This is a genomic window from Methylobacterium sp. WL119 (genome assembly GCF_008039875.1).
Classification (GTDB): domain Bacteria; phylum Pseudomonadota; class Alphaproteobacteria; order Rhizobiales; family Beijerinckiaceae; genus Methylobacterium.
In genome coordinates this window covers 1-15,074 of sequence record NZ_VRUU01000106.1, presented here as the reverse complement: position 1 = coordinate 15,074, position 15,074 = coordinate 1, and the positions used below count along the sequence as shown (strand labels likewise).

The following is a 15,074-nucleotide window of genomic DNA, read 5'->3' as shown; positions in this document are numbered from 1 at the left end:
CCCCACCCCGAACCCGCGTCGCCTCGTGCTGGCCGGCGCCTCGCTGATCGCGCTGGCGCCGTTCGTCCTGCCCTCGTCCGCGCAGGAGGCGACCGCGCCGCGCCGCGGCGTCGGCGAGCCCTCGGCGCAGGGCAGCGTGCGCCTGGAGGAACTGACCGTCGAGTCGCGCGACGGCACGGCGGCGCGCGTCGTGGTCCCGCGCGAGGATCCGCGCGGGCCGATCGACGGCTACGTCGCCAAGCGCACGCTGACCTCGACCAAGACCGACACGCCGCTGATCGAGACGCCGCAATCGGTCAGCGTGATCGGCCGGCAGCAGCTCGACGCGATCAAGCCCCAGCAGATCGGCGAGATCATCAATTATTCGGCCGGCGTGTTCGGCAACGCCTTCGGCCCGGATTCGCGGGTCGACTTCTTCCAGATCCGCGGCTTCACCGCGAGCGACACCGGCCTGTACCGGGACGGGCTGCAGCTGTTCAACTACGGCTTCGCCTCCTACAAGGTCGATCCGTTCGGGGTCGAGCGCGTCGACGTGCTGCGCGGCCCCGCCGCCGTGCTGTTCGGCCAGGGCGGCCCCGGCGGCCTGATCAACATCATCAGCAAGAAGCCCCCGCTCGAGCCGTTGAACTACGTCGAGGTCGGCGGCGGCTCGTTCGGCCAGAAGTACCTCGCCTTCGATTTCGGCGGCCCGGCCGACAACGAGGGCCACTGGTTCTACCGCCTGACCGGCATCGGCCGGCAGGGCGGCACGCAGGTCGACGGCCTCGACGAGAACCGCGGCTACATCGCGCCGAGCTTCACCTACAAGCCGGACGGCGCCACCACGCTCACCGTGCTGACGAGCCTGCAATACGACGACACCGGCCGCATCAACGCCTTCCTGCCCTACCAGGGCACGGCGCGCCCGGACGTGTTCGGCGCGCGCATCCCGCGCAGCTACAACGTCCAGGACAAGGACAACAACGTCTATCGCCGGACGCAGTACAGCCTCGGCTACGAGTTCGAGCACGTCTTCGACGACACGTGGACGTTCCGGCAGAACCTGCGCTACGCGTACAGCGAGTCCTACGACAACTCGTTCAGCATCAACGGCTACGCCGACCCGCTGCAGACGCAGCTGGCGCGCTACCGCTTCCGCGCCACCTCGCGGATCGGCGCGTTCAACGTTGACAACAACGCGGTCGCCCGGTTCGACGACGGCTTGTTCCGGCACACCTTCCTGGTCGGGCTCGACTACAAGAACGTGCAGCTGAACGACAACCAGGCGACGGGCGGCTTCGTCGGCCCGGCGGTCGCGAACTTCAACCTGCTGGCGCCGAACTACGGCTCGCCGACCGTGGCGGCGGCGCCCTACCTGGTCAACTACGACGTCTTCCAGCAGGTCGGTCTCTACGCGCAGGACCAGATCAAGCTCACGCCCGAGCTGACCCTGGTGCTTTCCGGCCGCGGCGACTTCACCTCGAACGAGGTCAACAACCTGCTGGCCAGCACCGTCACGCGCCAGACCGCCAACGCCGGCACCCAGCGCTACGGCCTGATCTACAACTTCGATTTCGGCCTGGCGCCCTACGTCTCCTACGCGAGCTTCTTCAACCCGCAGATCGGGACGAACTTCTTCAGCCAGCCGTTCAAGCCGACCACCGGCGACCAGTATGAGGTCGGCGTGAAGTACCAGCCGCCGGGCTACGACGCCTTCCTGACGCTGGCCGCCTTCGACCTGACCCTGGCCAACTCGCTGACGATCGACCCGAGCAACAACCTCAACCAGCTCCAGCTCGGCGAGACGCGCTCGCGCGGCTTCGAGGCGCAGTTCGTGGCCAACCTCACCCGCGACCTCAACGTCACCGCCTCGTTCACGACCTTCAACATCGAGGTCACCCGCGGCGACGTCGGGGTGATCGGCCGGGCGCCGACCGCGACCCCGGAGACGCTGGCCACCGTGTTCGCCGACTACACGATCCCGGGGGGCGAGTGGCGCGGCTTCGGCTTCGGCGGCGGTGCGCGCTACGTCGGGCGCTCGTTCGCGGACACCGCCAACACCCTGACGGTGCCCGAGCGGGTGCTGTTCGACGCGGTGGTGCACTACACCCGCGACAACTGGCGCTTCGCGGTGAACGCTCAGAACATCGCCGACAAGCGCTACGTCTCGGCCTGCCAGTCGACGGCGGCCTGCTTCTACGGCGAGGCCCGTCGCATCACCGCGAGCCTGAGCTACAAGTGGTGAGCCTCCCGCGGGCGGCGCGCGCCGCCCGCGTCGCCTGCCATGATCCTCGGCTCCCTATGATCCTTGCCCCGGCTCCTGCCGCGCCCGCTCGCGCAGCAGGTACTTCTGCACCTTGCCGGTGGAGGTCTTGGGCAGCTCCCCGAACACGATGGTCCGGGGCATCTTGTAGGCGGCGAGCCGCCCGCGGCACCAGCGGATGAGGTCGTCGGCGCTGGCCGCGGCGCCGTCCCTGAGCTCGACGAAGGCGCACGGCGTCTCGCCCCACTTGTCGTCGGGCTTGGCGACGACCGCGGCCGCGGCGACCGCCGGGTGCTTGAACAGCGCGTCCTCGACCTCGATCGAGGAGATGTTCTCGCCGCCCGAGATGATGATGTCCTTCGAGCGGTCCTTGAGCTGCACGTAGCCGTCGGGGTGCTTCACGCCGAGGTCGCCGGTGTGGAACCAGCCGCCCCGGAACGCCGCCTCGGTGGAGGCCGGGTTCTTGAGGTAGCCGCGCATCACCACGTTGCCGCGCATCATCACCTCGCCCATCGTCCGGCCGTCCGCCGGCACCGGTTCCAGGGTCTCGGGGTCGCGCACGTCGAGGCCCTCGAGCACGGGATAGCGCACGCCCTGGCGGGCCTTCCTGGCGGCCTGCGCGTCGGCCGGAAGGTCGTCCCACTCGGCATGCCACGCGTTGACGACGGCCGGGCCGTAGCTCTCGGTCAGCCCGTAGAGGTGGGTGACGGCGAAGCCCGCCTCGCGCATGCCCGCCAGCACCGCCTCCGGCGGCGGCGCGGCGGCGGTGAAGAACGCGACCCGGTGGGGCAGGGGGCGGCGCTCGGCGTCGGAGGCGTTGATCAGCAGCTGCATCACGATCGGCGCCCCGCACAGGTGGGTGACGCCGTGCTCGGCCATCAGCGCGTACATCGCCTCAGCCCGGACTTGGCGCAGGCAGACATGGGTGCCGGCCACGATCGACAGCGTCCACGGGAAGCACCAGCCGTTGCAGTGGAACATCGGCAGCGTCCAGAGATAGACCGGGTGCTGCCCCAGGCTCCCGGTGACGACGTTGCCGAGCGCCAGCAGCGCCGCGCCGCGGTGGTGGTAGACCACGCCCTTCGGGTCGCCGGTGGTGCCGGAGGTGTAGTTCAGGCTGATCGCGTCCCACTCGTCGTCGGGCATCGCCCAGTCGTGCTCGGGATCGCCCTCGGCGAGGAACGCCTCGTAGTCGCGGGTGCCGAGGGCCTCGCCGGCGCCGGCATAGTGCGGATCGTCGTAATCGATCACCAGCAGGCTGCGCCCGGTCTGCGCCAGCGCGTCGCGCGCGACGCGCGAGAACTCCCGGTCGGCGACGAGGACCTTGGCCTCGCCATGATCGAGGCAGAAGGCCAGGGCCGCGTCGTCGAGGCGGGTGTTGAGGGTGTTGAGCACCGCGCCGGCCATCGGCACGCCGTAGTGGCACTCGATCATCGCCGGCGTGTTGGCGAGCAGCACCGCGACGGTGTCGCCCCGGCCGATCCCGTGGGCGGCGAGCGCCGAGGCCAGGCGGCGGCAGCGGGCGTAGAGCTCGGCATAGCTGCGCCGCAGGGGCCCGTGGATCACCGCGACCTGGTCGGGAAACACCCGCGCCGCCCGGTCGAGATAGCCCAGCGGCGTCAACGGCTGGTGGTTGGCCGGATTCCGGTCGAGGTCGCGGTCGTAGATCGTGTCGCGGCGCATGGCGGCCTCCCGGCGAGCAAGGCCCGGACAGTACCGCGCACGGCAGCGTGATCCAACGGCCTGCGGCCGCCCGGATCAGTGGTGGCGCTCGGCCCGGAGCTCGCCGAGGGCGCGCGGATCCTGCAGGAACTTGGCGAGCTCGAAGCCGATCTCGATCATCAGGCCGTCGATCAGCTTGGTCAGGTTCGCCTCCCCGAGGCCGTCGGCGAGGGCGCGGAGCGCGATGGCGTGCTCGGCCATGCGGTTCACGAGGCGCTCCGTCTGGCGCAGGTCCGCCGACCGGTTCTCGGTGAGATCGATCGCGATGCCCCGCCCCTGCGCCGTCCCGTCGACCGCATTGCGCTCGACGCGCCCGCGGATGAGGAGCTTGCGCACGCCCGCCGCCGATTCGACGGTCCGGAACTCGGCCTCGACCGGCCCGCCGATCTCGCCGGCCGCGTGCAGGCAGCTCTCGACCCGGCTGCGGTCCTCGGGATGGGTCCGCTCGAGGAACGTGTCGATCGATACCCCGCCGGCGGCGACCTCGGGATCGAGGCCGAGCAAGCCGGCGAAGTCGCCCGACAGCGTGAGACGCCCCGCCCAGTGATCGTGCACCCAGGCGCCGACGACGCCGGAGGCGTCGAGGACAGCCCGGAGCTCGTCGTTGGAGTGCGGGTTCGGAGCCTGTGCCATGCAACTCCTAAAGGCCGGCGGCAGCAAAAATAAACTTGAGGTACGATCGACGGACGGGATGGCGCCCTCGAAAAGCAATCTAAGGCATCGCTTCCTCTAAGAAAAGTGAGAACCGACAGGGAGCCCTCGAAAACAAACTTGAGGTTGGAAAAACCCTCCGCATCCCGGGTCTCGGGCCGCGTTCCGGAGCCGGCGGATGGCGAGCGGATGCCGGCCGGCCCGAGACGGCGCCCGCCTCCGTTAACGGCCTCTTAACCATAACCGACGCGATATCGGGATCACGGCATCCCTGGGTCACAGGATCCTCGCCTTCGCGCGGAGCTCCCCGATTCTAGGTTGCCCGGAGCGCGTGCGCCGCAACTCCGGCTTTGGCCTGCGAACGGGACGGCGGCATGCCCGCGCCCGGCAGGACGCCGGATCGTGCCGCACCGCGACGCGCATGCGCGCGCTTTTGAGCCAAGGCAGCTTGAACCGAGGACCGGCCGATGAAAGCGATCACCTTCGTCACCCAGAAGGGGGGCAGCGGCAAGAGCACGCTCTGCATCTCGCTCGCGGTCGCCGCACAGGAGGCCGGCCGCTCGGTCTGCATCCTGGAGATGGACCGGCAGGCCACGATCTCCGACTGGCTCGACCACCGCACCGCGGAGGGCCCCGAGGTCGCGCAGATCGATGCGACGCAGATCGACGCCGTGATGACCCAGCTTCGGGACTCGGCCTACGACTACGTCTTCATCGACACGCCCGGCGTCGATTCCACCGGCACCCTCTCGGCGATCCGCGCCGCCGACCTCTGCATCATCCCGTGCCGGCCGACGCCCGCGGACCTGCGCGCCTTCAAGCCGACGCTGGCCGCCGTGTACCGGCTCGAGAAGAAGTTCGCCTTCGTCCTCAACCAGACGCCGCCGCGCTCCTACCGCATCCGCGACGCGGCCGACGGCCTCGCGGTGCTGGGCATCCTGCCCGACGTCAACATCGTGGCGCGCACCGACCACCAGGACGCGATCGGCGTCGGCCAGGGCGTCACCGAGTTCAACCCGAAGGGGCAGGCGGCGGGCGAGGTGCGCCGGCTGTGGTCCTGGATCGAGAAGCGCACGCAGGCGGGCAAGGTCGGATCGGGACAGGCGGTCTCGGGCAAGCCCGTTTCGGGCCAGATAGGATCCGGCAAGGCGGTGAAGCATGTCGAAGCCGCCTAAGCTCAATCTCGCCTCGATCGTCGCGGCCTCGGTGCCGGCCGCACGCGCCGTGCCGCAGACCGCCGAGATCGTCCAGCTCGACCGCGGCGCGAGCCCGCCGAAGCGCGGGCCCGCCACCCTGAAGGAGCGCGCCCGGCAGATGTCGGTCTATCTCGAGCCGCCGGTCTACGACCAGCTGCGCGACCTCGCCTATGCCGAGCGCACCAAGATGCACGCGATCATGCTGGAAGCCCTCGACCTGCTGTTCAAGCAGCGCGGCGCCCGCTCGATCGAGCAGCTCTCGGAGCCGCTTCAGCGCTGAGCCTCCGCAACCGCACCGGCGAGATCACGGGTACGGGCCTTGCCCCCGCCCGGTCTCGCCGATCCGCGTGCGAGCGGTTTCTGAACGATCCTGGAACGTCTTGGCGCCGAACGCTCAAGCGATGCGGGAACGCGAAACCCTGTGAATCGCAGCGGTCGGACGGCGCGCGGCGCGTTCCGTTCAGGCTTCCTTTACGGCGTTCGGACAAGTGTCGGTTCGTTCGGTCGCCGCCCCCTTGTGCAGGGGGCGAGCCGGACGCCCCGGCGTAACCGCTCCCGTGCGGGCCGGACCTTCGGCACGTGGCGTACAGGCGGATCCGGTGGGCATGGCGCGTTCGACGCTTCTTCGAATCCCGGATTCGCGCCGCGGCCCGCTTCCCTTGCGGCGCCTGCTCGCGGTCTCGGCGATCGCGCTGGCCACCGCCAACTGCAGCACAAACCCGCAGAAGTTCGCCGGCCCCGCCGGCAACGGGCTCGACCCGAAATACGGCGTGAAGACCAGCCCGCGCCTCTACAACGAGGGCGACGTGATCCCGAAGGGCGGCGGACGCCGCTTCTCGGGCAAGCCCTATGTGGTCGCCGGCCGCACCTACGTGCCCAAGGAGGATGCCCGCGGCTACGTCCGCGAGGGCCTGGCCTCGTGGTACGGCGCCGCCTTCCACGGGCGGATGACCGCCAACGGCGAGGTGTTCGACCGCCACTCGATCGCCGCCGCCCACCCGACCCTGCCGCTGCCGAGCTACGTTCGCGTCACCAACACCGCGAACGGCTACTCGATGGTGGTGCGCGTCAACGACCGCGGCCCCTACCATGCCGACCGCGTCATGGACGTCTCGGAGGAGGTCGCCCGGGCGCTCGAGTTCCACAACAAGGGCACCGCGCACGTGCGCGTCGCCTATCTCGGCAAGGCCTCGGTCGCCGGCTCCGACGACCGCAAGCTCCTGGCGACGCTGCGCACCGACGGCGGGCCGGCGGGCGTGCGCACCCCGGTGATGGTGGCCGATCTCGGGCCCTCGGAGGAGCCGGAGCGGTTCTCGCGCACGACGCCGGCGCCGCTGGCGTTCAAGCCGGCACCGGAGCGCGAGGAGCGCGACGAGGCCCCCGCCCCGCATCCGGTGCGCGCGCCGATCGTGCTGGCGCGGGCGGCGGTGGCCGTGCCGGCCGCCCTGCAGCCGACGGCCGTGCGCGGCCAGGCGTTCCGGCCGGCGCCGGTGCGGGTGGCAGGGCTCAACCCGGCCGCGGAGCGCATGGCGCCGGCCTCCGCGCCGATCGCCCGGCTCCCCGGCAAGGACGCGCCGGTCCGTCTCGCCGCGACTTCGCCCGCGACGCGCACGGCCCAGGCCGTGCCCGCACGGGTGCCGGCGGCCCGGCCGGGCTCCGTCCCGCCCGCGATGCCGCCCTCGGCCAAGCTCGCGCTGGCCCGGCTCACGGGCGCCGCGGCCCCGAGCGACAAGGGCTCGGGCGACAAGGGAACGGCCCGCGCAGTCGTGAAGAGCCGCGTCGACCTCGCCGCGAAGCCGCCCGGCAAGCCTGCCGACAAGCGCGGCGCGCGGCTCGCCGGGATCTACTGACGAGCCGGCGCCGTCCCGTCCTGGCGGAGCCCGGTCGTCCGCGAGACGACCGGCGGTCCCGCGGTCGCGGGGAGAGCCGGCGGGCCGGGACGACCCCCTGCGTATCCCTGCGGCCGGGGGATCGTTCAGGTCCCGGCGATCTCGGCCCGAAGCAACCTCGGATCGTAGAAAAACCCGCCTCGGTCGGTGCGCGGGCAGGTGCGCTGCGTCATTTCGCATTCGATCCGGCGCGGAAACCGTAATATGGTCACGCTTGTTATCCGAGGCGGGATGTTCGCGAGCGTGGCGGCCCGGCCGCACGGGAGTCTTTTGATGCGCAGGACCTGGGTCTTCCTTCTGGCGGCGGCCTGCGCGCTCGCGACGCCGGCCCGCGCGCAGGTCTTCCAGACCGCGGCGCCGCACGCGATCCTGGTCGACGCCGATTCCGGCTCGGTGCTGTTCGAGAAGGCGGCCGACGAGCCGTTCGCCCCGGCGAGCATGGCCAAGCTGATGACCACCGACATCGTGTTCGACGCCCTCAAATCCGGGCGGCTGACGATGGAGACCGAGTTCACGGTGACCGAGGACGCGTGGCGCCGGGGCGGGGCGGGGGGCGGCGGCTCGTCGATGTTCGCCCAGGTCAACAGCCGCATCAAGATGCAGGACCTGCTGCGCGGGCTCGTGGTGCAGTCGGGCAACGACGCGGCGATCACGATCGCCGAGAACATGGCCGGTTCCGAGGAGGCCTTCGCCGCCATCATGAACCAGCGCGCGAAGGAGATCGGGCTGACGCGCTCGACCTTCCGCAACGCCACCGGCTACTCGGCGCCCGACCAGCGGGTCACCGCGCGCGACATGGCCAGGCTCGCCGCGCACATCATCGACACCTACCCGGACCTGTACAAGATCTTCTTCGAGCGCGAGTTCACCTGGAACAAGATCAAGCAGCAGAACCGCAACCCGCTGCTCGCCCTCGACATCGGCGCCGACGGCCTCAAGACCGGCTACCTCGAGGAATCCGGCTACGCGCTCACCGGCTCGGCGGTGCAGAACGGCCAGCGCCTGATCATGGTGATCTCCGGCCTCAAGACCGCGCGGGACCGTGCGGCCGAGGCGCGCAAGCTGATGGAATGGGGGTTCCGCGCCTTCGAGCCGCGGCAGGTGTTCACCCCCGGCGAGACGGTGGCCGAGGCCTCGGTGTTCGGCGGCGCGTCGGGATCGGTGCCGCTGGTCGCCAAGAAGCCGGTGCGGGTGCTGCTGCCGCGCGGCTCCTCCGATCGCGTGACGGCGCGCGCCGTCTACCAAGGGCCGCTGGTCGCCCCGGTGGAGGAGGGCCGCGAGGTCGGCCGCCTGAAGATCATGCGCGGCGATGCGGTGGCGCTCGACCAGCCGCTCTATGCCGGCGCCTCCGTCGAGGCCGGCACCATCCAGCAGCGCGCGATGGATGCCGCGTTCGAGTTCGGCACCGGCCTCGTCCGCCGCGCCTTCGACAAGGCGGGCAAGGGCGAGAAAGCCGGCGACAAGCCTGGCGAGAAGCGCGCCAACCCGTCGTGAGGACCGAGAGGCGCGGCCCCATGCTGCCACCACCGCGTCGGCAGCCATGACCGCTTCGACCCCGACCGCTTCGACACCTCGCGGCGTCTTCATCACCTTCGAGGGCGGGGAGGGCGCGGGCAAGTCGACCCAGGTGGCCCGTCTCGCCCGGACGCTCGGCGCGCACCGCACGGTCACGACCACCCGCGAGCCCGGCGGCTCGACCCGCGCCGAGGAGATCCGCACGGCGCTGCTCGCCGGGGTCGCCAAGCCCTACGGGCCTTTCGCCGAGGCGCTGCTGTTCTCGGCCGCCCGCATCGACCACCTCGACCGCCTGATCCGCCCGGCGCTGGCCTCGGGCGAGGTCGTGCTGTGCGACCGCTTCATGGATTCGACCCGCGCCTACCAGGGCGCCGCCGGCGGTCTCGATGCGGAAGCCGTCGCGGCGCTCGAGCGGGTCGTCGTCGGGCCGACGCGGCCCGACCTCACCCTGATCTTCGACCTCGACCCCGAAATCGGCCTGGCCCGTGCGCGGGCGCGGGCGGCCGGGCAGGGGGCACAAGGGGCGCAGGCCGCACCGGACCGCTTCGAAGCCGAGGCGCTGGCCTTCCACGCCCGCCTCCGCGATGCCTTCCGGGCGATCGCGCAGGCCGAGCCGGCGCGCTGCGTCCTCGTCGACGCGGCGCGCGATCCCGATGCCGTCGCGGACGCGGTCCGCGCAGCGGTCGCCGGCCGCCTGCCCGGCCTCCTCGACGACACCGAAGGCCGCACCGATGCCGCCTGATCGCGCCCCCGACGACGTCGAGCCCGGCGACCTTCCCGGCATCGTCCGCCCGCGCGAGACGCTGCGCCTCGTCGGCCATGCCGAGGCGGAAGCGGCCTTCGCCGAGGGCATCGCCTCGGGCCGCCTGCACCATGCCTGGCTGATCGGCGGCCCGGGCGGCATCGGCAAGGCGACCCTGGCCTACCGCGTCGCCCGCCGCCTGCTCGCCGACCCCGACAGGGTCTCGCGCGCGCCCGGCCTCGACATCGCCGCGGGCGATCCCGTGACGGCCAAGATCGCGGCGCTCTCGCACCCGAACCTCGTGGCCCTGCGCCGCCACCGGGTGCCGACCGCGAAGACGCTGCCGACCAGGATCCCGGTCGACGCGGTGCTCAAGGCGCTCGAGCTGTTCGGCTCCACCGCGGGCAATGCCGGCTACCGCATCTGCATCGTCGACAGCGCCGAGGACCTGAACGCCAACGGCGCCAACGCGCTGCTGAAGATGCTGGAGGAGCCCCCGCCCCGCGCGCTGTTCCTCATCGTCAGCCATGCGCCGGGCCGGCTCCTGCCGACGATCCGCTCGCGCTGCCGCGCCCTCGCGCTCCGGCCCCTGGACGCGGGCGCCGTGGCGGCGGTGGTGTCCGGCTTCCCGCCGCCGTTCCCGGCGCCCTCCGCCGAGGCGCTCGCCCGGGCCGCCGACCTGTCCGAGGGCTCGGTGGCGCGCGCCGTCGCGATGCTCGATCCGGCGATGCAGGGGCTGGTCGCCGAGATGGAGACCCTGCTGTCGCGCGCCGACCATCCGGATTGGGGCCGCGTCCTCAAGCTCGCCGACAAGCTCGCCGGGCGCGAGGCCGAGCCCCTGTTCGCGGCCGGCCTGGAGACCGTCGAGCGCTTCGTCTCGGCCGAGCTCCACCGCCGGCGGGCGGAGCCGCCGGCGCGCCTTGCGGCCCTGGTCGAGGTGTGTGAGAAGTTCGGCCGTACGGCGCGCGAGGCCGCGACCTACAATCTCGATCGCCGGCCCGTGGTCCTGTCGCTGTTCGCGGACCTCGCGGGCGCCGTGCGGACCGGCTAGAGCATCGTCCCGAACGGTGCCGGTTCGGCGCCGGCGAACGCGCACGACGCCGCGCCGGAACGGCGCCGATCCTGCAGAGCCGCGTATCCGGGAATGTCCGACGTGACCGCCAAGACGAACAGCACCAAGACCTTCAGCATCACCACGGCGATCTCGTACCCCAACGGCGCGCCGCATATCGGCCACGCCTACGAGGTGGTCGCCACCGATGCGATCGCGCGCTTCAAGCGCCTCGACGGCTACGAGGTGCTGTTCACCACCGGCACCGACGAGCACGGGCTCAAGATCCAGCAGACGGCGTCGCGCGCCGGCACCACGCCGCGCGCCTTCGTCGACGGCATGGCGGCCCGGTTCCAGGCGGTGGCCGACCGGCTCGACTGCGCCTACGACCGCTTCATCCGCACGACGGAGCCCGCCCACACCGCCGCCGCGCAGGAACTGTGGCGGCGGATGGAGGCCAACGGCGACATCTACCTCGACACCTATGCCGGCTGGTACTCGGTCCGCGACGAGGCCTATTACGGCGAGGACGAGACCCGCCTCCTGGAGGACGGCACCCGCCGCTCGCTCGCCACCGACACCCCCGTCGTGTGGATGGAGGAGGAGAACTTCCTGTTCCGGCTCTCGGCCTACGCCGACCGCCTGCTCGCCCTCTACGAGGCGCAACCGGACTTCATCAGCCCCGAATCGCGGAAGAACGAGGTCGCGAGCTTCGTGCGCTCCGGCCTGAAGGACCTGTCCGTCAGCCGCACCACCTTCGACTGGGGCGTGCCGGTGCCCGACCGGCCCGGCCACGTCATGTACGTCTGGGTCGACGCGCTGACGAACTACCTCACCGTCACCGGCTTCCCGGACGAGGCCGACGAACGGCGGAAATTCTGGCCGGCGGACCTGCACGTCATCGGCAAGGACATCGTCCGCTTCCACGCGGTGTACTGGCCGGCCTTCCTGATGTCGGCCGGGCTGCCGCTCCCGAAGCGCGTCTTCGGCCACGGCTTCCTGCTCTCGAAGGGCGAGAAGATGTCGAAGTCGCTCGGCAACGTCCTCGACCCGATCGACCTCGCCGACACCTACGGCGTCGACGCCGTGCGCTACTTCGTGCTGCGCGACGTGCCCTTCGGCGGCGACGGCAGCTACAGCCACGAGGCCATCATCACCCGCATCAACGCGGACCTCGCCAACGACCTCGGCAACCTTGCCCAGCGCTCGCTCTCGATGATCGCCAAGAACGTGTCCGGAGCGGTCCCGGAGCCGGGTGCCTTCACCGAGGCCGACCGGACACTGCTCGCCGCCGCCGACGCCCTGCCGGCGCGGGCGCGGGCTCTGATGGACGACCTCGCGCTCCATTCCATCCTCGCCGAGATCTGGGCGGTGGTGGCCGACGCCAACCGCTACTTCGCGGCCGAAGAGCCGTGGAAGCTGAAGAAGACCGATCCGGAGCGGATGGGCACCGTGCTCTACGTGACCGCGGAGGTTCTGCGCGCGGTCGGCATCCTGGTGCAGCCCTTCGTGCCGCGCTCGGCCGCGAGCCTGCTCGACGTGCTGGCGGTGCCGGCCGACCGGCGCCTCTTCGCCGACGTGGGGGAGGGCGGCCGCCTGACGCCCGGAACGCCGCTGCCGGCGCCGAGCCCGATCTTCCCGCGGTTCGAGAAGCCCGAGGCACCGGCTGCGTGAGCCGGCCGTTCCCGCCACACCGAACCCCTCGCCCAGGCTCCCGGACCGCATGCTCGTCGACAGCCACTGCCATCTCGACTTCCCCGACTTCGCCGCCGACCTTCCGGGCGTGATCGCCCGGGCGAAGGCCGCCGGCGTCGGCCGGATGCTCACGATCGCGACGCGTGTCGCCAAGGCCGACACCTACCGCGCCATCGCGGAGGCGCACCCGGAGGTCTGGTACACGGTCGGCACCCATCCGCACGGCGCGGCCGAGGAGCCGGACGTCGCGCCCGAGACCATCGCGGCGCTGACCGATCACCCGCGCTGCATCGGCATCGGCGAGGCGGGGCTCGACTACCATTACGAGGACGCGGCGCCCGAACCGGTTCAGGAGCGGGTGCTGCGCGCCCACATCGAGGCCGCCCGCGCGACCGGGCTGCCGCTGGTGATCCACGCCCGCGACGCCGACGCCCACATGGAGCGGGTGCTGACCGACGAGATGGGCCGCGGCCGGTTCTCGGCGGTGCTGCACTGCTTCTCGTCGGGCGCGCGGCTGGCCGAGGCCGGCGTCGCGCTCGGCCTCTACGTCTCGTTTTCCGGGATCGTCACCTTCCGCCGCTCGACGGCTCTGCGCGACATCGCCCGGCAGGTGCCGCCCGACCGCATCCTGGTCGAGACCGACGCGCCGTTCCTCGCCCCCGAGCCGCATCGCGGCCGGACCAACGAGCCGGCCTACACCGCCGACACCGCCCGGTCGCTGGCCGGGACCCTCGGCCTCGAAGCGGAGGCCTTCGCCCGCCTGACCACCGCGAACTTCCATCGCCTGTTCGCCAAGGCGGACCTGAAGGCAGGCCCGTCCGCGTGACAACCGGCGCCGTCCTCGGATACCACCCGAGCGGGAGGTCCGGATGGCGACGCTGACTCTGCGCATCCTCGGTTGCGGCTCGTCCGGCGGCGTGCCCCGCGTCGGCTACGGCTGGGGCGCCTGCGACCCGCACGACCCGAAGAACCGACGCCGGCGCTGCTCGATCCTCGTCGAGCGCCGGGAGGGCGAGGCCGGCACGACGCTGCTGATCGACACCTCCCCGGACCTGCGCGAGCAGCTGCTCGATGCGGGGGTGACGCGCCTCGATGCGGTGCTGTTCACCCACGCCCATGCCGACCACACCCACGGCATCGACGACCTGCGCCCCCTGGTGATCCAGATGCGCGCGCGCATTCCGGTCCATGCCGATACGCTCACGAGCGACCTGCTCCGCGCCCGCTTCGGCTACTGCTTCAAGACGCCGCCGGGCAGCGCCTACCCGCCGATCCTCGACCTTCGCGATCTGCCGATCCACGAGATCGTCGCAGTCCGCGGGGAGGGCGGGGCGATCGAGGCGGAGGCGCTGCCGGTCGAGCACGGCAACGAGGCGGCCCTCGGGTTCCGCCTCGGGCCGGCCGCCTACATCCCGGATCTCAGCCTCCTGCCCGAGGCGAGCCGGGCGCGGCTCCACGATCTCGACCTGCTGATCATCGACGCCCTGCGCGAGACCCCGCACCCGACCCATTACTCAGTCTCGGAGGCGCTGGCGTTGATCGCGGACGTGCGCCCGCGTCGCGCGATCCTCACCAATCTCCACACCGACCTCGACCACGCGACGCTGGCGGCCAAGCTGCCGCCCGGCGTGGTGCCGGCCTATGACGGCCTGACCGTCACCCTCGATCTCGATCGGCCCGCGCGGGCGTACGGGGATTGAACCTGATGCCGGGTTGGGCGCGCGCCTGACGGTCGCGCGATCGGCGGCAGATGGCGGAGCTCGGGCCACCTGCTCGGGCGATCGCCCGGCCGGCCGGCCGGCCGACGGACGTCGATGTCGTGCCGAACGACTCCGCGGTCCAGTTTCGCGAAGACCCCGTGATCGCACCGTCAAAGGGTTCGGCAGGCTTCCCATCCGCGCGGACGGTGGCCCGACGCCTGCCGTCCGAGAGCCGCAGCCACTGACGCGCGAAGAGGACGGGTGGGGATGAGTCGACTTCCCGGAGAGGCCTGCCGTCGTCGTCGGAACCCGGGAGGACCGCGTCACACGCCTGTCGCGGATTTTATGGATTTCTCGGCATTTGGCTGTTGACGGGCTGCTGGGTGGTCCGTATACCCCTGTTCATCGAGACGGGGCGGCGGCGACGCGGTTCTGGACTTGGTCCACCGACATGACGAGCGATGGGGCAGCTGGCGAGAGCCGGGTGGCCTGGTGTTTGTGTCGGCGGTCTTGTCGGTTTTGTGTTTAGCTTTCGGGTTTGACGCGGGGTTGACAGGGTATCGGCGGGGGCTTAGACGCCTCCCACCGCTGAGGCGGACCACCGACTGGTTGGTTCGGTATCACGGGTTTCCAAGACGGGCAAGGTGGTTTCGGGGCATTATGCTCTGGGA

Annotated in this window: 12 protein-coding genes; 10 read left to right on the top strand and 2 right to left on the bottom strand. The window is 71.4% G+C overall.

Features of this window, described 5'->3' with window-relative positions; all coding sequences use genetic code 11:
• Nucleotides 1–25: 25 nt before the first annotated feature.
• Nucleotides 26–2,224 (top strand): TonB-dependent siderophore receptor, encoded by a 2,199-nt coding sequence (locus tag FV227_RS24090; protein WP_147860093.1) that lies wholly within the window; start codon nucleotides 26–28, stop codon nucleotides 2,222–2,224.
• A 54-nt stretch (nucleotides 2,225–2,278) separates the two neighbouring features.
• Here the strand turns inward: FV227_RS24090 and FV227_RS24085 are convergent, their stop codons facing one another.
• On the bottom strand, nucleotides 2,279–3,925 hold the full coding sequence (locus FV227_RS24085) for an acyl-CoA synthetase (protein WP_147860092.1): 1,647 nt from the start codon (nucleotides 3,923–3,925) through the stop codon (nucleotides 2,279–2,281).
• A 75-nt stretch (nucleotides 3,926–4,000) separates the two neighbouring features.
• Nucleotides 4,001–4,597 (bottom strand): PAS domain-containing protein, encoded by a 597-nt coding sequence (locus FV227_RS24080; protein ID WP_147727998.1) that lies wholly within the window; start codon nucleotides 4,595–4,597, stop codon nucleotides 4,001–4,003.
• Nucleotides 4,598–5,082: 485 nt separating this feature from the next.
• Between FV227_RS24080 and FV227_RS24075 the strand changes: the two genes are divergently transcribed.
• From FV227_RS24075 to FV227_RS24035, 9 genes are all read left to right on the top strand, one after another.
• Complete coding sequence (locus FV227_RS24075; RefSeq protein WP_147727997.1) at nucleotides 5,083–5,790, top strand: ParA family protein; 708 nt, start codon at nucleotides 5,083–5,085, stop codon at nucleotides 5,788–5,790.
• Nucleotides 5,774–6,091, top strand: a complete 318-nt coding sequence (locus FV227_RS24070; protein ID WP_147727996.1) for a ribbon-helix-helix domain-containing protein — start codon at nucleotides 5,774–5,776, stop codon at nucleotides 6,089–6,091. Before FV227_RS24075 ends, FV227_RS24070 begins: the two co-directional genes overlap by 17 nt.
• 325 nt (nucleotides 6,092–6,416) lie before the next feature.
• Nucleotides 6,417–7,661 (top strand): septal ring lytic transglycosylase RlpA family protein, encoded by a 1,245-nt coding sequence (locus FV227_RS24065; protein ID WP_147860091.1) that lies wholly within the window; start codon nucleotides 6,417–6,419, stop codon nucleotides 7,659–7,661.
• Between the two features lie 312 nt (nucleotides 7,662–7,973).
• The gene (locus tag FV227_RS24060; protein WP_147860090.1) at nucleotides 7,974–9,194 is read left to right on the top strand and encodes a D-alanyl-D-alanine carboxypeptidase family protein; all 1,221 of its coding nucleotides are present in this window, start codon (nucleotides 7,974–7,976) and stop codon (nucleotides 9,192–9,194) included.
• A 46-nt stretch (nucleotides 9,195–9,240) separates the two neighbouring features.
• Nucleotides 9,241–9,957 (top strand): dTMP kinase, encoded by a 717-nt coding sequence (gene tmk / locus FV227_RS24055; protein ID WP_246686593.1) that lies wholly within the window; start codon nucleotides 9,241–9,243, stop codon nucleotides 9,955–9,957.
• A complete protein-coding gene (locus tag FV227_RS24050) occupies nucleotides 9,947–11,008 on the top strand; it encodes a DNA polymerase III subunit delta' (protein WP_147860089.1) in 1,062 nt (353 codons plus the stop codon). Before tmk ends, FV227_RS24050 begins: the two co-directional genes overlap by 11 nt.
• Nucleotides 11,009–11,110: 102 nt before the next feature.
• On the top strand, nucleotides 11,111–12,682 hold the full coding sequence (metG, locus tag FV227_RS24045; RefSeq protein ID WP_246686592.1) for a methionine--tRNA ligase: 1,572 nt from the start codon (nucleotides 11,111–11,113) through the stop codon (nucleotides 12,680–12,682).
• Between the two features lie 49 nt (nucleotides 12,683–12,731).
• Nucleotides 12,732–13,529 carry a TatD family hydrolase gene (locus FV227_RS24040; RefSeq protein ID WP_147729586.1) on the top strand — a complete coding sequence of 266 codons (798 nt, stop codon included), beginning with the start codon at nucleotides 12,732–12,734 and terminating at the stop codon, nucleotides 13,527–13,529.
• A 43-nt stretch (nucleotides 13,530–13,572) separates the two neighbouring features.
• Nucleotides 13,573–14,403 carry an MBL fold metallo-hydrolase gene (locus FV227_RS24035; RefSeq protein WP_147729585.1) on the top strand — a complete coding sequence of 277 codons (831 nt, stop codon included), beginning with the start codon at nucleotides 13,573–13,575 and terminating at the stop codon, nucleotides 14,401–14,403.
• The last annotated feature ends 671 nt before the right edge of the window (nucleotides 14,404–15,074 follow it).

Coding starts and splice junctions, on each gene's coding strand:
- FV227_RS24085 (WP_147860092.1), bottom strand. CDS start 3,925: ATGCGCCGCGACACGATCTACGACCGCGACCTCGACCGGAATCCGGCC.
- FV227_RS24080 (WP_147727998.1), bottom strand. CDS start 4,597: ATGGCACAGGCTCCGAACCCGCACTCCAACGACGAGCTCCGGGCTGTC.
- FV227_RS24075 (WP_147727997.1), top strand. CDS start 5,083: ATGAAAGCGATCACCTTCGTCACCCAGAAGGGGGGCAGCGGCAAGAGC.
- FV227_RS24070 (WP_147727996.1), top strand. CDS start 5,774: ATGTCGAAGCCGCCTAAGCTCAATCTCGCCTCGATCGTCGCGGCCTCG.
- FV227_RS24065 (WP_147860091.1), top strand. CDS start 6,417: ATGGCGCGTTCGACGCTTCTTCGAATCCCGGATTCGCGCCGCGGCCCG.
- FV227_RS24060 (WP_147860090.1), top strand. CDS start 7,974: ATGCGCAGGACCTGGGTCTTCCTTCTGGCGGCGGCCTGCGCGCTCGCG.
- tmk (WP_246686593.1), top strand. CDS start 9,241: ATGACCGCTTCGACCCCGACCGCTTCGACACCTCGCGGCGTCTTCATC.
- FV227_RS24050 (WP_147860089.1), top strand. CDS start 9,947: ATGCCGCCTGATCGCGCCCCCGACGACGTCGAGCCCGGCGACCTTCCC.
- FV227_RS24040 (WP_147729586.1), top strand. CDS start 12,732: ATGCTCGTCGACAGCCACTGCCATCTCGACTTCCCCGACTTCGCCGCC.
- FV227_RS24035 (WP_147729585.1), top strand. CDS start 13,573: ATGGCGACGCTGACTCTGCGCATCCTCGGTTGCGGCTCGTCCGGCGGC.